Source organism: Streptomyces sp. NPDC090032, assembly GCF_044748025.1.
In the GTDB taxonomy this organism is placed as follows: domain Bacteria; phylum Actinomycetota; class Actinomycetes; order Streptomycetales; family Streptomycetaceae; genus Streptomyces.
Genome location: NZ_JBIVFF010000006.1, coordinates 340,370 through 356,925, shown reverse-complemented (window position 1 = coordinate 356,925; position 16,556 = coordinate 340,370). Strand labels below are relative to the sequence as shown.

Annotated in this window: 15 protein-coding genes; 10 read left to right on the top strand and 5 right to left on the bottom strand. The window is 72.0% G+C overall.

The window, feature by feature from the left end:
- Window positions 1-141: 141 nt before the first annotated feature.
- On the bottom strand, window positions 142-1,524 hold the full coding sequence (locus tag ACIPWY_RS16975; RefSeq protein ID WP_362898009.1) for a transcriptional regulator: 1,383 nt from the start codon (window positions 1,522-1,524) through the stop codon (window positions 142-144).
- Between the two features lie 323 nt (window positions 1,525-1,847).
- On the opposite strand from ACIPWY_RS16975, the gene ACIPWY_RS16970 reads away from it, so the two are divergent.
- Genes ACIPWY_RS16970 through ACIPWY_RS16960 form a run of 3 tightly spaced genes read left to right on the top strand, consistent with a single transcriptional unit; the run spans window position 1,848 to window position 4,997 of the window.
- On the top strand, window positions 1,848-2,531 hold the full coding sequence (locus ACIPWY_RS16970; protein ID WP_362898007.1) for a bifunctional DNA primase/polymerase: 684 nt from the start codon (window positions 1,848-1,850) through the stop codon (window positions 2,529-2,531).
- A gap of 37 nt (window positions 2,532-2,568) precedes the next feature.
- Complete coding sequence (locus ACIPWY_RS16965) at window positions 2,569-3,420, top strand: ABC transporter ATP-binding protein (protein ID WP_362898005.1); 852 nt, start codon at window positions 2,569-2,571, stop codon at window positions 3,418-3,420.
- Entirely contained in the window at window positions 3,417-4,997 is a 1,581-nt protein-coding gene (locus ACIPWY_RS16960) for a transporter (protein ID WP_401533668.1), read from the top strand. The genes ACIPWY_RS16965 and ACIPWY_RS16960 overlap by 4 nt, the downstream gene beginning before the upstream one ends.
- A gap of 41 nt (window positions 4,998-5,038) precedes the next feature.
- Here the strand turns inward: ACIPWY_RS16960 and ACIPWY_RS16955 are convergent, their stop codons facing one another.
- Both ACIPWY_RS16955 and ACIPWY_RS16950 read right to left on the bottom strand, forming a co-directional pair.
- A complete protein-coding gene (locus ACIPWY_RS16955) occupies window positions 5,039-6,382 on the bottom strand; it encodes an MDMPI N domain containing protein (protein ID WP_393701433.1) in 1,344 nt (447 codons plus the stop codon).
- A complete protein-coding gene (locus tag ACIPWY_RS16950; protein WP_362898001.1) occupies window positions 6,379-6,966 on the bottom strand; it encodes a sigma-70 family RNA polymerase sigma factor in 588 nt (195 codons plus the stop codon). Before ACIPWY_RS16950 ends, ACIPWY_RS16955 begins: the two co-directional genes overlap by 4 nt.
- 279 nt (window positions 6,967-7,245) lie before the next feature.
- Between ACIPWY_RS16950 and ACIPWY_RS16945 the strand changes: the two genes are divergently transcribed.
- A complete protein-coding gene (locus ACIPWY_RS16945; protein WP_362897999.1) occupies window positions 7,246-7,620 on the top strand; it encodes an STAS domain-containing protein in 375 nt (124 codons plus the stop codon).
- Between the two features lie 171 nt (window positions 7,621-7,791).
- The gene (locus ACIPWY_RS16940) at window positions 7,792-8,319 is read left to right on the top strand and encodes an EF-hand domain-containing protein (RefSeq protein WP_362897997.1); all 528 of its coding nucleotides are present in this window, start codon (window positions 7,792-7,794) and stop codon (window positions 8,317-8,319) included.
- 7 nt (window positions 8,320-8,326) lie between these two features.
- On the opposite strand, the gene ACIPWY_RS16935 is transcribed toward ACIPWY_RS16940, so the two are convergent.
- Window positions 8,327-9,907: a class I adenylate-forming enzyme family protein gene (locus ACIPWY_RS16935; RefSeq protein ID WP_393701436.1), complete on the bottom strand. Its 1,581-nt coding sequence runs from the start codon at window positions 9,905-9,907 to the stop codon at window positions 8,327-8,329.
- Window positions 9,908-10,072: 165 nt separating this feature from the next.
- Between ACIPWY_RS16935 and ACIPWY_RS16930 the strand changes: the two genes are divergently transcribed.
- The 4 genes from ACIPWY_RS16930 (at window position 10,073) to ACIPWY_RS16915 (ending at window position 14,275) form a co-directional block, all read left to right on the top strand.
- The gene (locus tag ACIPWY_RS16930; protein ID WP_376539159.1) at window positions 10,073-11,263 is read left to right on the top strand and encodes an amidohydrolase family protein; all 1,191 of its coding nucleotides are present in this window, start codon (window positions 10,073-10,075) and stop codon (window positions 11,261-11,263) included.
- A gap of 11 nt (window positions 11,264-11,274) precedes the next feature.
- Entirely contained in the window at window positions 11,275-12,459 is a 1,185-nt protein-coding gene (locus ACIPWY_RS16925) for an acyl-CoA dehydrogenase (protein WP_393701438.1), read from the top strand.
- A 2-nt stretch (window positions 12,460-12,461) separates the two neighbouring features.
- On the top strand, window positions 12,462-13,325 hold the full coding sequence (locus ACIPWY_RS16920; protein WP_362897990.1) for an acyl-CoA dehydrogenase family protein: 864 nt from the start codon (window positions 12,462-12,464) through the stop codon (window positions 13,323-13,325).
- A gap of 476 nt (window positions 13,326-13,801) precedes the next feature.
- The gene (locus ACIPWY_RS16915; protein WP_362897988.1) at window positions 13,802-14,275 is read left to right on the top strand and encodes an ATP-binding protein; all 474 of its coding nucleotides are present in this window, start codon (window positions 13,802-13,804) and stop codon (window positions 14,273-14,275) included.
- Window positions 14,276-14,620: 345 nt separating this feature from the next.
- Here the strand turns inward: ACIPWY_RS16915 and ACIPWY_RS16910 are convergent, their stop codons facing one another.
- The gene (locus ACIPWY_RS16910) at window positions 14,621-15,547 is read right to left on the bottom strand and encodes a cyclase family protein (protein ID WP_393701442.1); all 927 of its coding nucleotides are present in this window, start codon (window positions 15,545-15,547) and stop codon (window positions 14,621-14,623) included.
- Window positions 15,548-15,631: 84 nt separating this feature from the next.
- Here ACIPWY_RS16910 and ACIPWY_RS16905 point away from each other — a divergent pair, with 84 nt between their 5' ends.
- Entirely contained in the window at window positions 15,632-16,543 is a 912-nt protein-coding gene (locus ACIPWY_RS16905; protein ID WP_362897984.1) for an SDR family oxidoreductase, read from the top strand.
- Window positions 16,544-16,556 lie beyond the last annotated feature (13 nt).

Sequence of the window (16,556 nt, the reverse complement as noted above, 5' to 3'; positions counted from 1 at the left end):
GCTCAGAACCCCACAGCCTCCCCACACCTTCAAGTAACAAAACAGGCCTGCGGAACGCTGATTAGCGCCCTCCCCAAGCGGGTTGAGGCGTCCGTCACACAAGCTTCACCCGTACGTCTCCTGCGCGCCGCTCACCAATCTTCACGCTGCCTGAGGATCGAGGCGCGCACCGAACTCCCGCACCACGGGTTCGTCCCGGTACGGCTCCAGGCGCTGCCGGAAGTCGTCCAGGTACTCGGCGCCGCGGTTCGAGCGCAGCGTGCCGAGGAGTTCCACCGCGCGCGTCCCCGTCTGGCAGGCCTGCTCGATCTCGCGCTGCTGCACCTGCGCCGTGGCGAGCAGCACCAGACCGATCGCCCTGCGCCGCGCCCGCGACTGAGGATGGCCGGCCAGGGACGCCTCGGCCTGCCGCCGCGCCGCCTCGGCCTGTCCCAAGTCCCGGTAGCAGTGCGCCAGTTCGTCCGCGAGATACGCCGCGTCGAAATGCGCGATCCAGGGCGGGTCGTCACCCGAGTCCGGCTCGGCCCGCTCCAGCGCGGCCAGTGCGCTGCCCGCCACCGCCTGCGTCGCCCGAGCGTCCCCGAGCAGGGCGTGGCCGCGCGCCTCCGCCGCGTAGAACATCGCCTCCGCGCGCGGGGTCACCCGCCCGCGCGCCCCCTCCTGCGCCGCGCGCGCCAACTGGGCGATCTCGCGCGGGTTTCCGAGCTGCGCCGCCAGGTGACTCATGGACGCGGCCAGTACGTACCCGCCGTACCCGCGGTCCCCGGCGGCCTGGGCGAGGCGCAGGGACTGGATGTAGTACCGCTGGGCGAGGCCCGGCTGCCCGGTGTCGACGGCCATGTAACCGGCCAGCTCCGTCAACCGGGCGACCGCGGCGAACAGTTCACGCCCGACGGCCTCCCGGTACGAGCCCGCGAGCAGCCCCGACACCACACTGTTCAGATAGTGGACGACCACCGGCCGCACATGCCCGCTGCCGTACTGGTGGTCGAGGTCCGTCAGCGCCTGGGTCATCGCCCGCACGGCCGCCACGTCCGACGTACCGACCCGCGGCCCCGCCGACCGCGCGACCTGCGAGTCGGGTACGGAGATCAGCCAGTCCCGGCTCGGCTCGACCAGCGCGGACGAGGCCACCGACGACCCGGACAGGAAGTCCCTGCGCCCCACGTCGCTGCGCCACAGCTCGCACACCTGCTCAATGGCGCCGAGGACGGTCGGCGAGAACTGGAGGCCGACGCCCGAGGCGAGGTTCTTGCCGTTGGCCATGCCGATCTCGTCGATCGTGACCGTGCGGCCGAGCTTGCGGCCGATGGCCTCGGCGATGATGCCGGGCGCCCGGCCGCGTGGCTGCTGCCCGCGCAGCCAGCGCGCCACCGACGTCTTGTCGTAGCGCAGGTCGAGACCGTGTTCCGATCCGCACATGTTGACCCGGCGGGCCAGCCCGGCGTTCGAACAGCCGGCTTCCTGGATGAGCGCCTGCAGCCGTTCGTTGGGCTGTCGCGCGACGAGAGGCCTTGCGGCCATGGCGTACCCCCTGTGTGCACCGTGGACCATCGGGCGGACCTGCCGTCGCATGTCCGATCGGCCCGCCTTGAGGTGATCAATGCCCTGAGATCAAACGGAAGATGCGCCACAAAGAAGGGCAAAACAAGCAAGAGCCCCAGCTGGTGATCGATCGGTGGACAGCACCCTCGTCCGGTCCTCCGGGCTGGCTACCCCCCTGCCGGTGCCATTCCTCCCGCGCGCCCCCGCCCATGCACCCATGCGCCCCACGTGCAGGATCGGTGCTGCAGGCCCCCGCGCGCGTGCGCCCGTAACCCAGGGTGGCGGCGGGAGTTGAGAACCTCGTGGAAGAGACCATCGGAGTCACCTCGGCAGTCACCTCGTCCGTCACCTCGCCTCCCCAGATCCCCAAGCAGCGCGGGGAGACCCTCCTCGACGCCGCCGTGCGCTACGCGGAGGAACGCCACTGGGACGTGTTCCCCGGCACCTGGCTGGAGGTCGACGAGGGCAGGCAGCACTGCTCCTGCGGCGACGCCAGGTGCGCGGCTCCCGGTGCCCATCACGCCCGCGAGGACTGGGCGAACCAGGCGACCGGCAGTGCGACCGCCGCCCGCCGGCTGTGGTCCAAGCAGCCCACCGCGTCGATCCTGCTGCCGACGGGGCGTACGTTCGACGCGATCGACGTGCCCGAGACCGCCGGATTCCTGGCCCTCGCCCGCATGGAGCGCATGGAACTGACCCTCGGCCCGGTCACCTGCACCCCCGACCGCCGGATGCAGTTCTTCGTCCTGCCGGGCGCCGCCGCGAAGGTCCCCGACCTGGTCCGCAAGCTGGGCTGGCCGCCCGCCTCCCTCGACCTGGACGCGCTCGGCGAGGGCGCCTACGTCGCCGCGCCGCCCACCCGCTTCGGCGGCCGGGGCGCCGTCCAGTGGGCCTGCCGCCCCACCGCCGCGAACCGCTGGCTGCCCGACGCCGAGGAGCTGATCTCCCCACTGGCGTACGCGTGCGGGCGGGAAGGCCGCCGGTAGCAGCCGACGGCGCGTCCCACGGCCACGTATCGTGCGGATGGGTGATGGCGACGGACGAGGGACGGCGGGCGGCACAGTGACCGAGACGGGGATCAAGACCGAGGCGGGGATCGAGGCCGGTGCGCCGGCTGTACGCGTGACGGACCTGTGGAAGGCGTTCGGGCAGAGCGTCGCCGTCGCGGGGATCGATCTCGCTCTTCCCGCGGGCAAGTTCATCGGCCTCGTCGGGCCGAACGGCGCGGGCAAGACGACCACCCTCTCCATGGTCACCGGCCTGCTCCGGCCCGACCGGGGCAGCGTCGAGGTCGTCGGCCACGACGTGTGGCGCGACCCCGTCGAGGTGAAGGCCCGCATCGGAGTGCTCCCCGAGGGCCTGCGCCTGTTCGAGCGGCTCTCCGGGCGTGAACTCCTCGCGTACACCGGCAGGTTGCGCGGCCTGCCCGGCGCCGAGGTCGACAAGCGCGCGGCCCAGCTCCTCGACGTGCTCGACCTCACCGGTTCCCAGCACAAACTCGTCGTCGACTACTCGACCGGCATGCGCAAGAAGATCGGGCTCGCCGCCGCGCTCCTCCACAACCCCGAAGTCCTCTTCCTGGACGAGCCGTTCGAGGGCGTCGACCCGGTCTCCGCGCAGACCATCCGCGGCGTCCTGGAGCGCTACACCGGCTCCGGGGCGACCGTCGTCTTCTCCTCCCACGTCATGGAGCTCGTCGAGTCGCTCTGCGACTGGGTCGCCGTCATGGCCGCCGGCCGCATCCGCGCGCAGGGGCCCCTCGCCGAGGTACGCGGCGACGCCCCCTCCCTCCAGCAGGCGTTCCTCGAACTCGTCGGCGCGAACAGCCGCGACACCACCTCCGACCTGGACTGGCTGGGAGGCGGCAGCCGGTGACCACGACGACCACGCTCGTGCGCCTCAAGCTGGCGCTCCTGCGCAACGGCCTGCGCGGCTCCACGGGCCGCCGCGCCGCCTACATCGCCTCGCTCGTCGTCGTCCTGCTCGTCGCCGCGCTCCAGCTCATCGGCCTGATCGCCCTGCGCGGCAACACCCACGCGGCGGCCCTCTGCGTCATCCTCACCGCCGTACTCGCCCTCGGCTGGGCGGTGATGCCGCTCTTCTTCCCGTCCGGCGACGAGACCCTCGACCCGACCCGCCTCGTCATGCTCCCGCTGCGGCCGCGCCCCCTCGTGCGGGGCCTGCTCGTCGCGTCCCTCGTGGGGATCGGCCCCCTGTTCACGCTCTGTCTCGCGGTCGGCGCGGTGATCGCCCTGGCGCACGGGGCCGCCGCGTACGCCGTCGCGGTCCTGGCCGTCGCCCTCACCCTGCTCACCTGCGTGGCCCTCGCCCGCGCCGTGGCCGCCGCCAACATCCGGCTGCTCACCAGCCGCAAGGGACGCGACCTCGCCGTCCTCAGCGGGCTTGTCATCGCCGTCGGCGCGCAGGTCGTCAACTTCGGTGCGCAGCGCCTCGGTTCGGCCGGCGGCCTCGGGGCGCTCGACCCGGCGGGCGACGTACTGGCCTGGATCCCGCCCGCGTCCGCGATCGGCGCCGTCGACTCCGTCAGCCACGGCTCGTACGGCGTCGCGACGGCCCGCCTCGTCCTGTGCGCGACCGCACTCGCCGGGCTCCTGTACGCGTGGCAGCATGCCCTGACGCGTCTCATGACGTCCCCCGACGGCTCCACGGTCCAGGCCGCCGAACCCACCCGCCGCAGGCGCACGTCCCGCGGCCCCCGCCTCCTGCCCGACGGGCGCACGGGCACGGTCATGGAGCGCGCCCTGCGCTATGTGTGGCGCGACCCGAAGACCAAGGCGGCCTGGGTGACGTCCCTCGCCATCGGTCTGATCGTGCCGGTCTTCAACGCCCTCCAGGGCACCGGCTCCGTCTACTTCGCGTGCTTCGCCGCCGGAATGCTCGGCATCCAGATGTACAACCAGTTCGGGCAGGACACCTCGGCGTTCTGGATGGTCGCCATGACCATCTCCTCGCGGCACGACGCCTACGTCGAACTGCGCGGGCGCGCCCTCGCCCTCCTGACGATCACCCTGCCGTACGCGGCGCTGGTCACCGTCGTCACGACCGCCCTGCTCGGCGACTGGCGGGCCCTGCCCGAGGTGCTCGGCCTGTCCTTCGCGCTCCTCGGCGCGATGCTCGCGACCGGCGCCTGGTCGTCGGCCCGCTTCCCGTACTCGATCCCGCAGGAGGGCTACAAGAACGTCGCCCCGGGGCAGGCGGGCCTCGCCTGGATATCGATCTTCGGCGGGATGGTCGCGGCGGCCCTGCTGTGCGCCCCGGTCATCGGCGCCGCGATCTGGCTGCACGTGTCGGGCGCGGAGTCCGCGACCTGGCTGCTGCTGCCGCTCGGCGCGGCGTACGGAGCGGGGATCGCCCTGGCGGGCCTGCGCCTGGCCGCCCCGCGCACGGCGGCCCGCCTGCCGGAGATCCTCGCGGCGGTCAGCAAGGGGTGACGCGTGCCGCAGGGCGTATCCCGCGTATTCCTCCGGAAACATCACATCCGGCTGAGTGACGCCGTCGCGTACAGGACGTCGTGGATCGCCTCGCGGTCTCCGTCCTGGCCCGCGGCGGCCTCCTCCGGGGTGATGTGGCCGGCGGCCAGGCGGCAGAACTCGACGCCGTCCAGGGCGACATGGGCCACCTCGCGCTCCGCGGAGCCGACCGCTCCGGGTGAGTCCAGGGAGATGAGCCACTCGCCGCCGCCCGCCCCCTCGACCTCCAGGCGCAGGGTGCGGCCCGGCGCGCCCGCGGCGACGAGACCGCGGGCGGGTGCGGCGAGCCCCGCGCGACGGCGCCCCGCGAGGGAGTCGGGAAGCAGCCGGGCCGCCAGGTCGATCATGCGGTAGAGATGGCGGGGCGACGGCGGCTCGTACGGGTAGTCCACCGCCTCGGCGATGTCCTCGGCGTGCACCCAGCACTCGAAGGCCCGGTCCAGCATCGAGTCGCGCAGCGGCAGCGTGAAGTCCCCGTACGGGACCGCCAGTTGACCTGAGGAGCGGGTGCGGCCCGTGGAGCCGCTCGGGTCCGCCGCGAACGACACCGTGCGGATCACGGCGTGCGACTGCTCGCGCCAGGGGCCGCGGACGGCGCGGGTCGGCGGGAAGTGCGAGGCCTTCCAGAACGTCTCCGTGCGGCTCTCCGGGGTGCGGCGCTCCTCGGGCGCGACGCCGAACAGCGGGTCGTCGAGGCCGAGGGCGACGGCGACCAGGCCGTCCACGCTCATCAGGTGGGTGAGCACCCCGGCGACCGTCGTCTTGCGGCTGACCCGGTCGTCCCCCTCGTACCAGCGAAGGCGTACGGGCGCGTGCCACTCGGAGTCGCCGAAGTCCTGGAGCAGGGCGTCGAGGCGGGCGGTCTCGGCGTCGTACGGAGTGGCCCACTCGGGGACCGGGATGCGCGGCGGGCGGCGCGTGAGGCAGCCCTCCAGGACGCGGGAGCGCAGCATCGGGTCGAGGTCGAGGCTCTCCTCGGAGTGCAGCAGGCCCACGGCGTCCCGCAGCCGCAGCGCCTCCTCGGCGCACGGGCCGCAGTCACCGAGGTGCTCCTCCACGGCGACGCTCTCCTCGGCCGAGCACGCGGCCAGCGCCCACGCGCCGAGGAGGGACTTGAGGACGCGGTGCTCCAGGACCGGCGGCGCGGGGACGTGGTCCGGCAGTGGCCGCCCGGTGTCCTCCACGGACGAGCGCGGTGTCGGTATCCGGGCGCTCGCGGCGGCGTCGGAGCGGCCGGCGCCCTCGAAGCCCTCGGGCCGGCCGGCACCGTCGCGGTGGTCGCGGTTGTCGGAGTTGTTGGAGTTGTCGGGCTGGTCGGCGTTTCCGAAGGGGTTGGGCCCGCTCACAGCGCCCTCCCGTGTCCCGGAGGTCCCGGCGGGGTGCCGGACGTGCCGCTGTCGTGGGCCGTGGACAGGAGCTGGAGGCCCAGGCGCAGGCGGCGGCGCGCCTCGTCCTCGGTGACGCCGAGGTCGACCGCGGTCTGGCGGTAGTCCCTGCGCTGGAAGTAAGCCAGCTCCAGCGCGGCCCGCAGCGGGGCCGGCATCGAGGTGACGATGTAGTCGGCGCGGGCGGCGGCGGAGGCGTGCCGCACCTTGCGCTCCAGGTCCTCCGTGGTGCCCTCGCCGCTGCGCACGAGGGCGGCGGACTCGGTCTGGCGCAGGCGGTGGACCGCGCGCCGGTGGGTCAGGGTGGCGATCCAGGAGCGCAGCGGCCCCTGCTTGGGGTCGTACGCGTCGGGGTTCTCCCAGACGTGGGAGAAGACGTCGCGGGTGATGCGGTCGGCAGCGCCCTCGTCACCGAGCACGCGGTGTGCGAGCCCGTGCACGAGCGACGCGAAGCGGTCGTACAGTTCGCCGAGCGCGGCGGCCTCCCCGTGCGCGAGCCGCTGCTGCATCCTCCGGTCCCACCGGGTCGGAGTCTCCTTGGCCATGCGGCCCCCTCACCGTGTGCCTTCCCTCGAATGTAGTCGGACCCGCCGACAAAGCACGTGCCTTTGCGGCAAAGGTCGACCGGTCCGGACGCGCATAGTAAGGGCCCGGTCACGTTGCGCGGACCTTTGCTGCCGATGGCGACGCAAAATCCGATCACTTAGGCCTCAACCGGGCCATATGTGATACGCCTGCGGTGGTGTTTCAGCACCTCGCGGTCGGGCAGCCGCGAAAGAAGACAACCGTAAGCAGAGGTTCCGGATCAGCGAGAGGCGTAAGGCGTGACGCTCAGGGTGACCGAGGGACAGCAGGGTGGCTGGGCCGTCGTGCGGGTGTCGGGCGAGATGGATCTCGCCACCTCTCCCGCGCTGCGCCAGCAGGTGCACGACGCGGTCGCGGACGGCCGGCACAGTCTCGTCCTCGATCTCTCGCAGGTGCTCTTCTGCGATTCGAGCGGGGTCGGCGTGCTGATCGCGGCCCGCCGCCTGATGCGTTCCTGCCGCGGTGAGCTCCGCCTGATCCTGCCCGCCAAGGGAGCCGAGGACGGCTCGCACGTCAACCGCGTCCTGTCGGCGCTCGGCGTACGCCGCCTCTTCGAGGTGTACCCGGACGTCCTGTCGGCCGTCAGCGACGAGGCCTCGCCCCTCTCGGCCTGACGCACACCTGAGCGTCCGGGCCGCCGGGTGCCGAAGTTGTTGCGGAATTTTTCCGGTCTTGGCACAAGCGTCGCTGTGAGGGCCCCGGGCGCCCCTCCACGACGTACGCTCCCAGGCGAGGGGACGGGGCGGACCCGTACCACCACCGATGCGAGAGGCGGCCGAGGGGACATGGACCACGCCGAGAGCACCGATCACGCCGAGTACGAGCGCAGGATCGCTGCCCGCTTCGCCGGCTTCGACCAGGACGGCAACGGCTACATCGACCGCGAGGACTTCGTGACCGCGGCCAAGGGCCTGCTCACCGAGTTCACCACGACGGCACGCTGCGACAAGGGCCAGGCGCTCTACGCCGGCGCCGAGGCCTTCTGGCAGGGCATGGCCGGCATCGCGGACGTGGACGGCGACCAGCGCGTCACCCGCGAGGAGTTCGTGACCGGCGCGGTGAAGCGGCTGCGGGACAATCCGCAGCGGTTCGCGGAGATCGCCCGCCCCTTCCTGCGGGCCGCCATAGACGTCGCGGACGGGGACGGCCCGGGTCTCACCCCGGCGGCCGCGGAGCGCGTGCTGAGTGTCCTCGGTGTCGACCCGGCCGTGGTGGGACCGGTGGCCGCCGCGCTCGACGCGGACGGCGACGGCCGGATCTCCGAGGACGAGATCGTCACCGCGTTCGCCCACTACTTCACCGTCTCGGAATAGCGTTCATTCACCGTTCCGGAACAGCGTTCACCGGCCCTGTGCCCGAATAGCGCTCGCGCAGCTTGTACTTGAGGACCTTGCGCAGGGTGTCGTTGCGCGGAAGGGCGTCCACCAGCTCCAGCTGCTCCGGCAGTTTGTGTGTGGACAGCCCTTCCGACCGCAGATGGGACGTCACCGTCTCCAGGGTCAGCGGCTCGGTGCCCTCGCGCTGGACGACGACCGCGCAGACCCGCTCGCCGCGCTCGGGGTCCGGGAGCCCGACGACCGCCGCGTCACCCACCGCGGGGTGCGCGTGCAGCAGGTCCTCGATCTCCTTCGCGGAGATGTTCTCGCCCTTGCGGATGATGACGTCCTTGGCCCGCCCGGTGAGCACCAGATGCCCGGTGTCCCTCACATGCCCGAGGTCGCCGGTGATCAGGAACCCGTCGCCGTCGAACGCGGCAGCCGACTGCACGGGGTCCAGATAGCCCTGGCAGACGGCCTCCCCGCGCAGCCTGACCTCGCCGTCCACGCCGTACGGGACCTGCTTGCCGTCCGCGTCCACGACGCGGATCTCCATGCCCTCGGGGGGCCGCCCCTCCGTCGTCGCGAGGTTCTCGGCGGTGTCGTCGGGGGCGCCCATCGTGATCATGGGGACCTCGGTCATGCCGTAGCCGTGGGTGAGCTGACAGCCCATCTCGCGTACGACCGCGTGGTAGATCTCGGGCGGCTTGGGCGCGCCGCCGCCCGCGAGGAGCCGCAGTGTCGGGATGAGCCGGCCCGTGGGGGACTTGCGCTGTTCGGTCAGGAACATGGAGTAGAAGGCCGTGGAGCCGCCCGCGACGGTGACGCCGTGCCGCCGGTAGCCGTCGAGCGCGTCCGGCAGCGCGAACTGCTCGAACATCACCGCGGGGAACCCGTACAGGAGCAGCATGACCGTGTAGTCGGGGCCCGCGATGTGCGCGAAGGGGAACGCCATCGAGCCGATGTCGGACGCCGACAGGTGCAGGGCGTGCGCGAGGCAGGAGCCGCCGGCGATCAGTGAGCGGTCGGTGTGCAGGACGCCCTTGGGGTCGGAGGTCGTGCCGGAGGTCCAGTAGATCCAGCGCACGGCCGTGCCGTCGGCGGGCGGGGGCGGCAGTACGGAGGGATCGCCGTCGGGCAGCGTGTCGTAGGCCTCGAAGATCCCGCGTGCGCCGAGGCGGCGGGCCATCTCCGTGTGGTCGAAGCCGCGCCACACGCCCGGGGTCGCGAAGAACTCGGCCTTCGACTCGCGCAGCGCGAAGCCGACCTCGCGGTCCCGGTAGAAGGGGATGACGGGGGACTGGACGGCGCCGATGCGGGCGAGGGCGAAGGAGAGCAGCGCGGTCTCGATGCGGGTGGGGAGCTGCCAGGCGACGACCGTGCCGGGGCGTACGCCCATGTCGTACAGGCCGGCGGCGACCCGCTCGGCGCGCTCGCGCAGCTCGCCGAAGGTCAGGCGCCGGTCGTCCTCGGCGTCGGGGGCGGACTGGATCAGTACGGGGGTGTCGGGGGTGAGGCCGGCGCGGCGCTCGATCAGCTCCCAGAGCGTCCCGGCGGCGCCCAGGGCGTGTGCGGTGTCGTTCACTGCTCCCCCTCGAAACGGCGGACCGTACCTGACGGTTAGTCAGATCGTGCGCAGAGCGTAGAGCGCTGCGCCTTGTCGGTCCAGGGGTGCGGGGCTAGCCTGCTATCTGACGACCCATCAGAAACGCCATCAGAAACTGTCAGGTGAGGGGACACGATGGACCCGATGGAACTGCCCCGGATCATCAGCGTCGACGACCATGTGATCGAGCCCGCGCACCTCTTCTCGACCTGGCTGCCGGCGAAGTACCGGGACCGGGGGCCGCAGCCGCTCACGGCGGGGATCGGCGAGCTCGCCTACGTGGCGGGCAAGTACCAGATCACGATGGACCCGGACGGACCACCGACGGACTGGTGGATCTACGAGGACCTGAAGTTCCCGTACAAGCGCAACATCGCCGCCGTCGGATTCGACCGCGACGACATGACCCTCGAAGGCATCACGCGCGCGGAGATGCGGCGCGGCTGCTGGGACCCGAAGGCCCGCCTGGCGGACATGGACCTCAACCACGTGGAGGCCAGCCTCTGCTTCCCCACCTTCCCGCGCTTCTGCGGCCAGACGTTCGCCGAGGCCAAGGACAAGGAGGTGGCGCTCGCCTGCGTGCGCGCCTACAACGACTGGATGGTCGAGGAGTGGTGCGGCGACAGCGGGGGCCGCCTCATCCCGCTCTGCATCATCCCCCTGTGGGACATCGACCTCGCCGTCGCCGAGATCAGGCGCAACGCGGCGCGCGGCGTCAAGGCGGTCACCTTCTCCGAGATCCCGACCCACCTCGGACTGCCGTCGATCCACTCCGGCTACTGGGACCCGTTCTTCGCCGTGTGCCAGGAGACCGGCACGGTCGTCAACATGCACATCGGCTCCAGCTCGCAGATGCCCGCCGCGTCCCCCGACGCCCCGCCCGCCGTACAGGCCTCGCTCAGCTTCAACAACGCGATGGCGTCGATGATGGACTTCCTCTTCTCCGGGGTCCTGGTGAAGTTCCCGACACTCAAACTCGCCTACTCCGAGGGCCAGATGGGCTGGATCCCGTACGCCCTGGAGCGCGCGGACGACGTCTGGGAGGAGCACCGGGCCTGGGGCGGCGTGCGCGACCTCATCCCCGAACCGCCGTCGACGTACTACTACCGCCAGATGTTCTGCTGCTTCTTCCGCGACAAGCACGGGGTGGCGTCCCTCGACGTCGTCGGCCGGGACAACGCGACCTTCGAGACGGACTACCCGCACGTCGACTCGACCTTCCCGCACACCAAGGAGGTCGCCCTCGACCATGTGAAGGGCCTCGACTCCGAGACGGTCTACAAGCTCATGCGGGGCAACGCGATCCGCATGCTCGACCTGGACCTCGACAGGTAGCGGGCCGGGCCGTGGAGCTGACGTACACGGACGAGGAAGAGGAGTTCAGGGCGCGGCTGCGGGAGTGGCTCGCGTCCGTCCTGCCGGGGCTCCCCCCGAAGCCGTCGCCGAACGACTGGCCGGGCAGGCGCGCCTACGACCTCGGCTGGCAGCGCCGGCTGTACGACGCCGGGTACGCGGGCCTGCACTGGCCCGCCGACGCGGGCGGCCGTGGTGCCACGCCCACGCAGCACCTCATATTCCTGGAGGAGACCGAGAAGGCGGGCGCGCCCTACGTGGGGGCCAACTTCGTCGGGCTGCTGCACGCCGGGCCGACCATCGCCGCCGAGGGGACGCCCGAGCAGCGGGCGCGCTGGCTGCCGCCGGTCCTGCGCGGGGACGAGGTGTGGTGCCAGGGGTTCAGCGAGCCCGACGCCGGCTCCGACCTCGCGGCGCTGCGCACGCGCGCGAGGAGGGACGGCGACCACTACGTGGTCAGCGGGTCCAAGATCTGGACCTCGCACGCGGAGGTCGCCGACTGGTGCGAACTCCTCGTGCGCACCGACCCGTCCGCCCCGAAACACCGGGGCATCTCCTGGCTCGCCATGCCGATGGACGCGCCCGGGATCACCGTCAGGCCGCTGCGCACGCTCGCCGGGTCCGCCGAGTTCGCCGAGATGTTCCTCGACGACGTACGCGTCCCCGTCGCCAACAGGGTCGGCGAGGAGAACGACGGCTGGCGCGTGACGATGGTGACGCTGTCCTTCGAGCGCGGCACCGCGTTCGTCGGCGAGGTCGTCGCCTGCCGCCGCGTGCTCGGGGAACTGGCCGCGCAGGCCCGCAAGAACGGCCGCTGGGACGACGCCGTGCTGCGCCGCAGGCTCGGCCGCCTCAACGCCGAGTTCCGCGCCCTGTGGCGGCTCACCCAGTGGAACGTCAGCGAGGCGGAGCGGGCGGGCGGCGTCCCCGGCGCCGGCGGCTCGGTCTTCAAGCTGCGGTACTCGCACGCCCGCCAGGAGCTGTTCGACGCCGCGGCCGAGGTGCTCGGCGTCGCGGGCGCGCTCGACACGGACCAGGAGTGGACCCTCGACCGCCTGTCGTCCCTCTCGTACACGATCGCCGCCGGCACCTCCCAGATCCAGCACAACATCGTCGCCGAACGCATCCTCGGCCTGCCGAAAGACCGGCCGAAGGATCTTCAGAAGGGAGGGCGGTGAGCATGCGCTTCCAGCTCACCGACGACCAGCGCGCCCTGCGCGACGGCGTACGCGAGCTGCTCGCCGGCCGCTTCGACCGGGGCGCCCTGCGCACCGCCGTGGACACGCCCGGGCACCTGGACCGGGAGCTGTGGCGGGCCCTGGGTGACGCGGGCTTCTTCGCCCTGTGCCTGCCGGAGGCGGACGGCGGCGTCGGCCTGGGGCTGCCCGAGGCCGTCCTGGTCTTCGAGGAGGCGGGCCGGGTCCTGCTGCCGGGCCCGCTCGTCGCCACGCATCTGGCCGCGGGCGGCGTGCCGGGCGCCGCGACCGGCGAGGCCGTCGTGACGGCGCCCGCCGGCGAACTCCTGCCGTGGCGCGACGCGTCGGACGTCGTCCAGGGCGACGCGACCGGCGCCGTGCCCCTGGCCTCCGTCGACCCGCTCACGCCCCTGCACAAGCTGCCGGGCCCGCACGCGCCCCGCACCCCACGGGCCGTACTCCTCACCGCCGCCGAGCAGCTCGGTTCCGCCACGCGCACCTGCGAGCTGGCGGTCCAATACGCTCGCGAGCGCGAGCAGTTCGGTCAGCCCATCGGCGCGTTCCAGGCCGTGAAGCACCTGTGCGCCCAGATGCTCGTCCGGGCCGAACTGGCCCGCGCGGCCGTGTACGCGGCGGCCGTCACGGCGGACCCGGTGGAGATCGCCGCCGCCGAGCTGCTCGCCGACGAGGCGGCCGTGCGCAACGCGCGCGACTGCGTCCAGGTGCACGGCGGCATGGGCTTCACCTGGGAGGCCGATGTGCATCTGCACCTCAAGCGGGCCTGGGTGCGCGCCGGGTCGGGCCGTACCGCGCGCGAGACGGAGGAGGAGCTGGCAGCGGCGCTGTGACGTGCCCCGGGCCTGCACAGCGCGGGGCGAACCCATGTACGGACGGTCACGGAACGTCGATATCGGGTTGTGTCCTGCGCGGGACTCGTCACGGCACGGAGTCGGGGTTCCGCTCGGGTACCTTGTGTGGGATGCGAGTGGTTCCGAGTCCGAGCCATCCCGGTGTGGCCCCTGAGGCCGCTCCGGATCCGGCGATGCGCGCCGCTCGCAGCGCGGGCGCAGCGATGGGGTTCCCCCCTGCTCGAGCGCTTTCGAGAGCTTGGGGGCAGGGCCGCAGGCCCGCCCGTTCGACTCCCCACAGGACGCGTCGCACAGTATGGCGCACGCGTACTCCTTCGCGCTGGAATATGCCCGAAGCGCTTGTTGGGGTGACTGTACGTCAACCATGCTGTTTCCCAGGGGGATCACGGTCCGTGAGCTCCTTGACTTGTCACAGTCCCGAGGCGATGTGTCCGCCGGTTCGGATGGTGTGAGCGGTGCAGGTGCTTCAAGTTCAGCTGGAGGTCGGGGCGGATCCCGCGGAGGTGGGCCGAGCCCGCAGGTGGGCGCGTTCGCGCCTCGTAGGGTCCGGGATAGGGGCCGATGAGCCACTGGCGGAGACGCTCATCCTGATCGTCTCCGAGCTCGTCACCAACGCCGTGGTGCACACCGGCTGTCCGGCCGTCCTGCGCATGCTGCTGCCGGGCGCCGTGGCGGAGGCGAGTGCCGGCACGGTCCGCGTGGAGGTGGCCGATGCCAGTGACCGGCCGCCCGCGCCCCGGCATGCCGACGGGGAAGAGACCAACGGCCGTGGCCTGGAACTCGTCGACGGTCTGGCGGACCGCTGGGGCTGGCGGCCCGAGGGATCGGGCAAGGCCATCTGGTGCGAGATCGACCGCTGCGGCGCGCAGGGCGCGGAGGCGGGGACGTATCCGGGCACGTATCCGGGGATGGCGTACGAGGCGGTGTAGCTCCGCCCCTGGGTGCGCCGGAGCGCCTCGGAGTGCGTCGGTACGCGCCCGGCGTGCGCCGTCATAAAAGTCGCATAACTGGCACAGCTCAGTACGGGTGTTGACGCCAGGTGTCCGTTTGATCACGCTTGTGGTCAGCGATTCGTGGCGAGGGGACGCCAAGGGTTCCGGTGACGGGAGCCCTCGGTGAGTACGGGTCGTGCCGCGGCGGCCGGCTCTCCCAGGGGCCGGGGGAGCAGGGCCCGGCGCCGGGGTCCGGGCGGCGGTGCGAGCGCATCGCCGTCCGGTTCTGAACTCCCGCACCAAGGGCGCGCCAACCCCCGTACAGGGCACGCCGATCGGGCTCTAGAAGATCGCCACCGGGGCCACCGGTGTGCCGGTGCCGCCCACGAAGGGTTCGGGCATCGCCGACAGCAGGAACGCGTAGCGCGCATCTTGTGCACAGGCTGTGGACAAGTTTTCCAGATTCCAGTTCTGGCCCTGGATCATGCCCATTTCGACCAGGTCGAGGGCGTGCACCGGCAGCCAGAGGTTCTCGATCTCCGGCGGGAAGATCTCGAAGGTGAGGGTGTCGTTCGCGACGGCGGCCACGTCGCGCGCGTGGAACCACTCCGGCGTGCGCACGGACAGGCCGGGCGACGGATAGGCGTACGCGTGCTTGTCGCCCGCCAGATAGGTCTGGATCTGGCCGGTGCGGACCAGGACGATGTCGCCGGCGCGGACCGTGACCCGGCCGAACTCCTCGGCCTCGGAGAGGTCTTCGGGCGTCACGGCGTGGTCGCCGGGCAGCCGGTCCACGCCCTTCGCCGCCGCCACGTCGAGCAGGACGCCGCGCGAGACGACGTACGGGGCCTTGTCGATGCCGCTGAACCGCGCGCCGCCGTGCGCCGTGATCGTGTCGGCGGGGCGGCCGTTGTAGATCCGGCCCGAGTGCGAGACATGGGTGAGGGCGTCCCAGTGGGTGGCCGTCTGGAGCCCCATGGTCACCGCGTCGTCGCTGGTGGCGACGGTGCCGGGGCCGAACAGCTCGTGGTTGATCTGAACCATGGTGTGCAACGGGTTGACCCGGCCGGGGATCATTCCGGTCTGCACGCCGTCCTCCTTGAGGGGCAGCGCGAGCGGAATCCGGCGGCCGGTGCGGACGCTCGCCGCGGCCTCGCGCACGACCTCGTCGGTGACCAGATTGAGCGTGCCGATCTCGTCGTCGGCGCCCCAACGGCCCCAGTTGTTCACGAGCTTGGCCATTTCGTGGAACTCGGCAGGCAACGACATGAGTGCTCCCCGGGGCTTGTTTTCCGGTATCGATCCGGTCATAGAATCTAACGGTCCGTCAGAAACCGCGGGAAGGGGCCGGACGTGGGGAACTTCTTGGCAGGCAAGGTGGTGGCCGTCACCGGGGCCGGGCGCGGCATCGGCAGGGCCGTCGCGCTCGCCTGCGCCGCCGAGGGCGCACGGGTCGTGGTCAACGACTACGGGGTGTCCATCGAGGGCGGCGAGCCGGCGAGCGAGATCGCCGAGTCCGTCGTCAAGGAGATCGAGGTGGCCGGCGGCGAGGCCGTGGCCGTCGCCGACGACATCTCGACCATGGCGGGCGGACAGCGGATCGTCGACGTGGCGCAGGCGCAGTTCGGGCGGATCGACGGCGTAGTCTGCGTCGCCGGGATCCTGCGCGAGCGGATGCTGTTCAACATGTCCGAGCAGGAGTGGGACCCGGTGGTCGCCACCCACCTGAAGGGCACGTTCACCGTGTTCCGGGCGGCTTCCGCCGTCATGCGCAAGCAGGGGTCGGGCACGCTCATCGGCTTCACCAGCGGCAACCACCAGGGGTCCGTGGCGCAGGCCAACTACAGCGCCGCCAAGGGCGGGATCATCTCGCTCGTGCGCAGCGCCGCGCTCGGGCTGCACAAGTACGGCGTCACGGCGAACGCGGTCGCGCCCGTCGCCCGTACCCGCATGTCGGCGAACGTGCCCATGGAGCTCAAGGAGATCGGGGAGCCCGAGGACGTCGCCGCGCTCGTCGTCTACCTGCTCAGCGAGCGCGCCCGCGCCGAGAAGATCACCGGGCAGGTGTACACGATCGCCGGACCCAAGATCGCGGTGTGGGCCCAGCCGAGGGAGCTGCGGGCGGGGTACGCGGACGGGGCGTGGACGCCCGAGAAGATCGCCGACTTCCTGCCGGGGACGGTCGGCGTCGACCCGATGCCGATGCTGGCCCGCCTCGAGGAGATGGCGCGCGCGGCCGCCGCGAAGGAACGCCCCAACAAGTGACCGCGGAGGCGGC

Excerpts from the sequence above, each read along its gene's own strand:
- ACIPWY_RS16965 (WP_362898005.1), top strand. The coding sequence starts at position 2,569 with ATGGGTGATGGCGACGGACGAGGGACGGCGGGCGGCACAGTGACCGAG.
- ACIPWY_RS16910 (WP_393701442.1), bottom strand. The coding sequence starts at position 15,547 with ATGTCGTTGCCTGCCGAGTTCCACGAAATGGCCAAGCTCGTGAACAAC.
- ACIPWY_RS16920 (WP_362897990.1), top strand. The coding sequence starts at position 12,462 with ATGCGCTTCCAGCTCACCGACGACCAGCGCGCCCTGCGCGACGGCGTA.
- ACIPWY_RS16940 (WP_362897997.1), top strand. The coding sequence starts at position 7,792 with ATGGACCACGCCGAGAGCACCGATCACGCCGAGTACGAGCGCAGGATC.
- ACIPWY_RS16930 (WP_376539159.1), top strand. The coding sequence starts at position 10,073 with ATGGAACTGCCCCGGATCATCAGCGTCGACGACCATGTGATCGAGCCC.
- ACIPWY_RS16950 (WP_362898001.1), bottom strand. The coding sequence starts at position 6,966 with ATGGCCAAGGAGACTCCGACCCGGTGGGACCGGAGGATGCAGCAGCGG.
- ACIPWY_RS16975 (WP_362898009.1), bottom strand. The coding sequence starts at position 1,524 with ATGGCCGCAAGGCCTCTCGTCGCGCGACAGCCCAACGAACGGCTGCAG.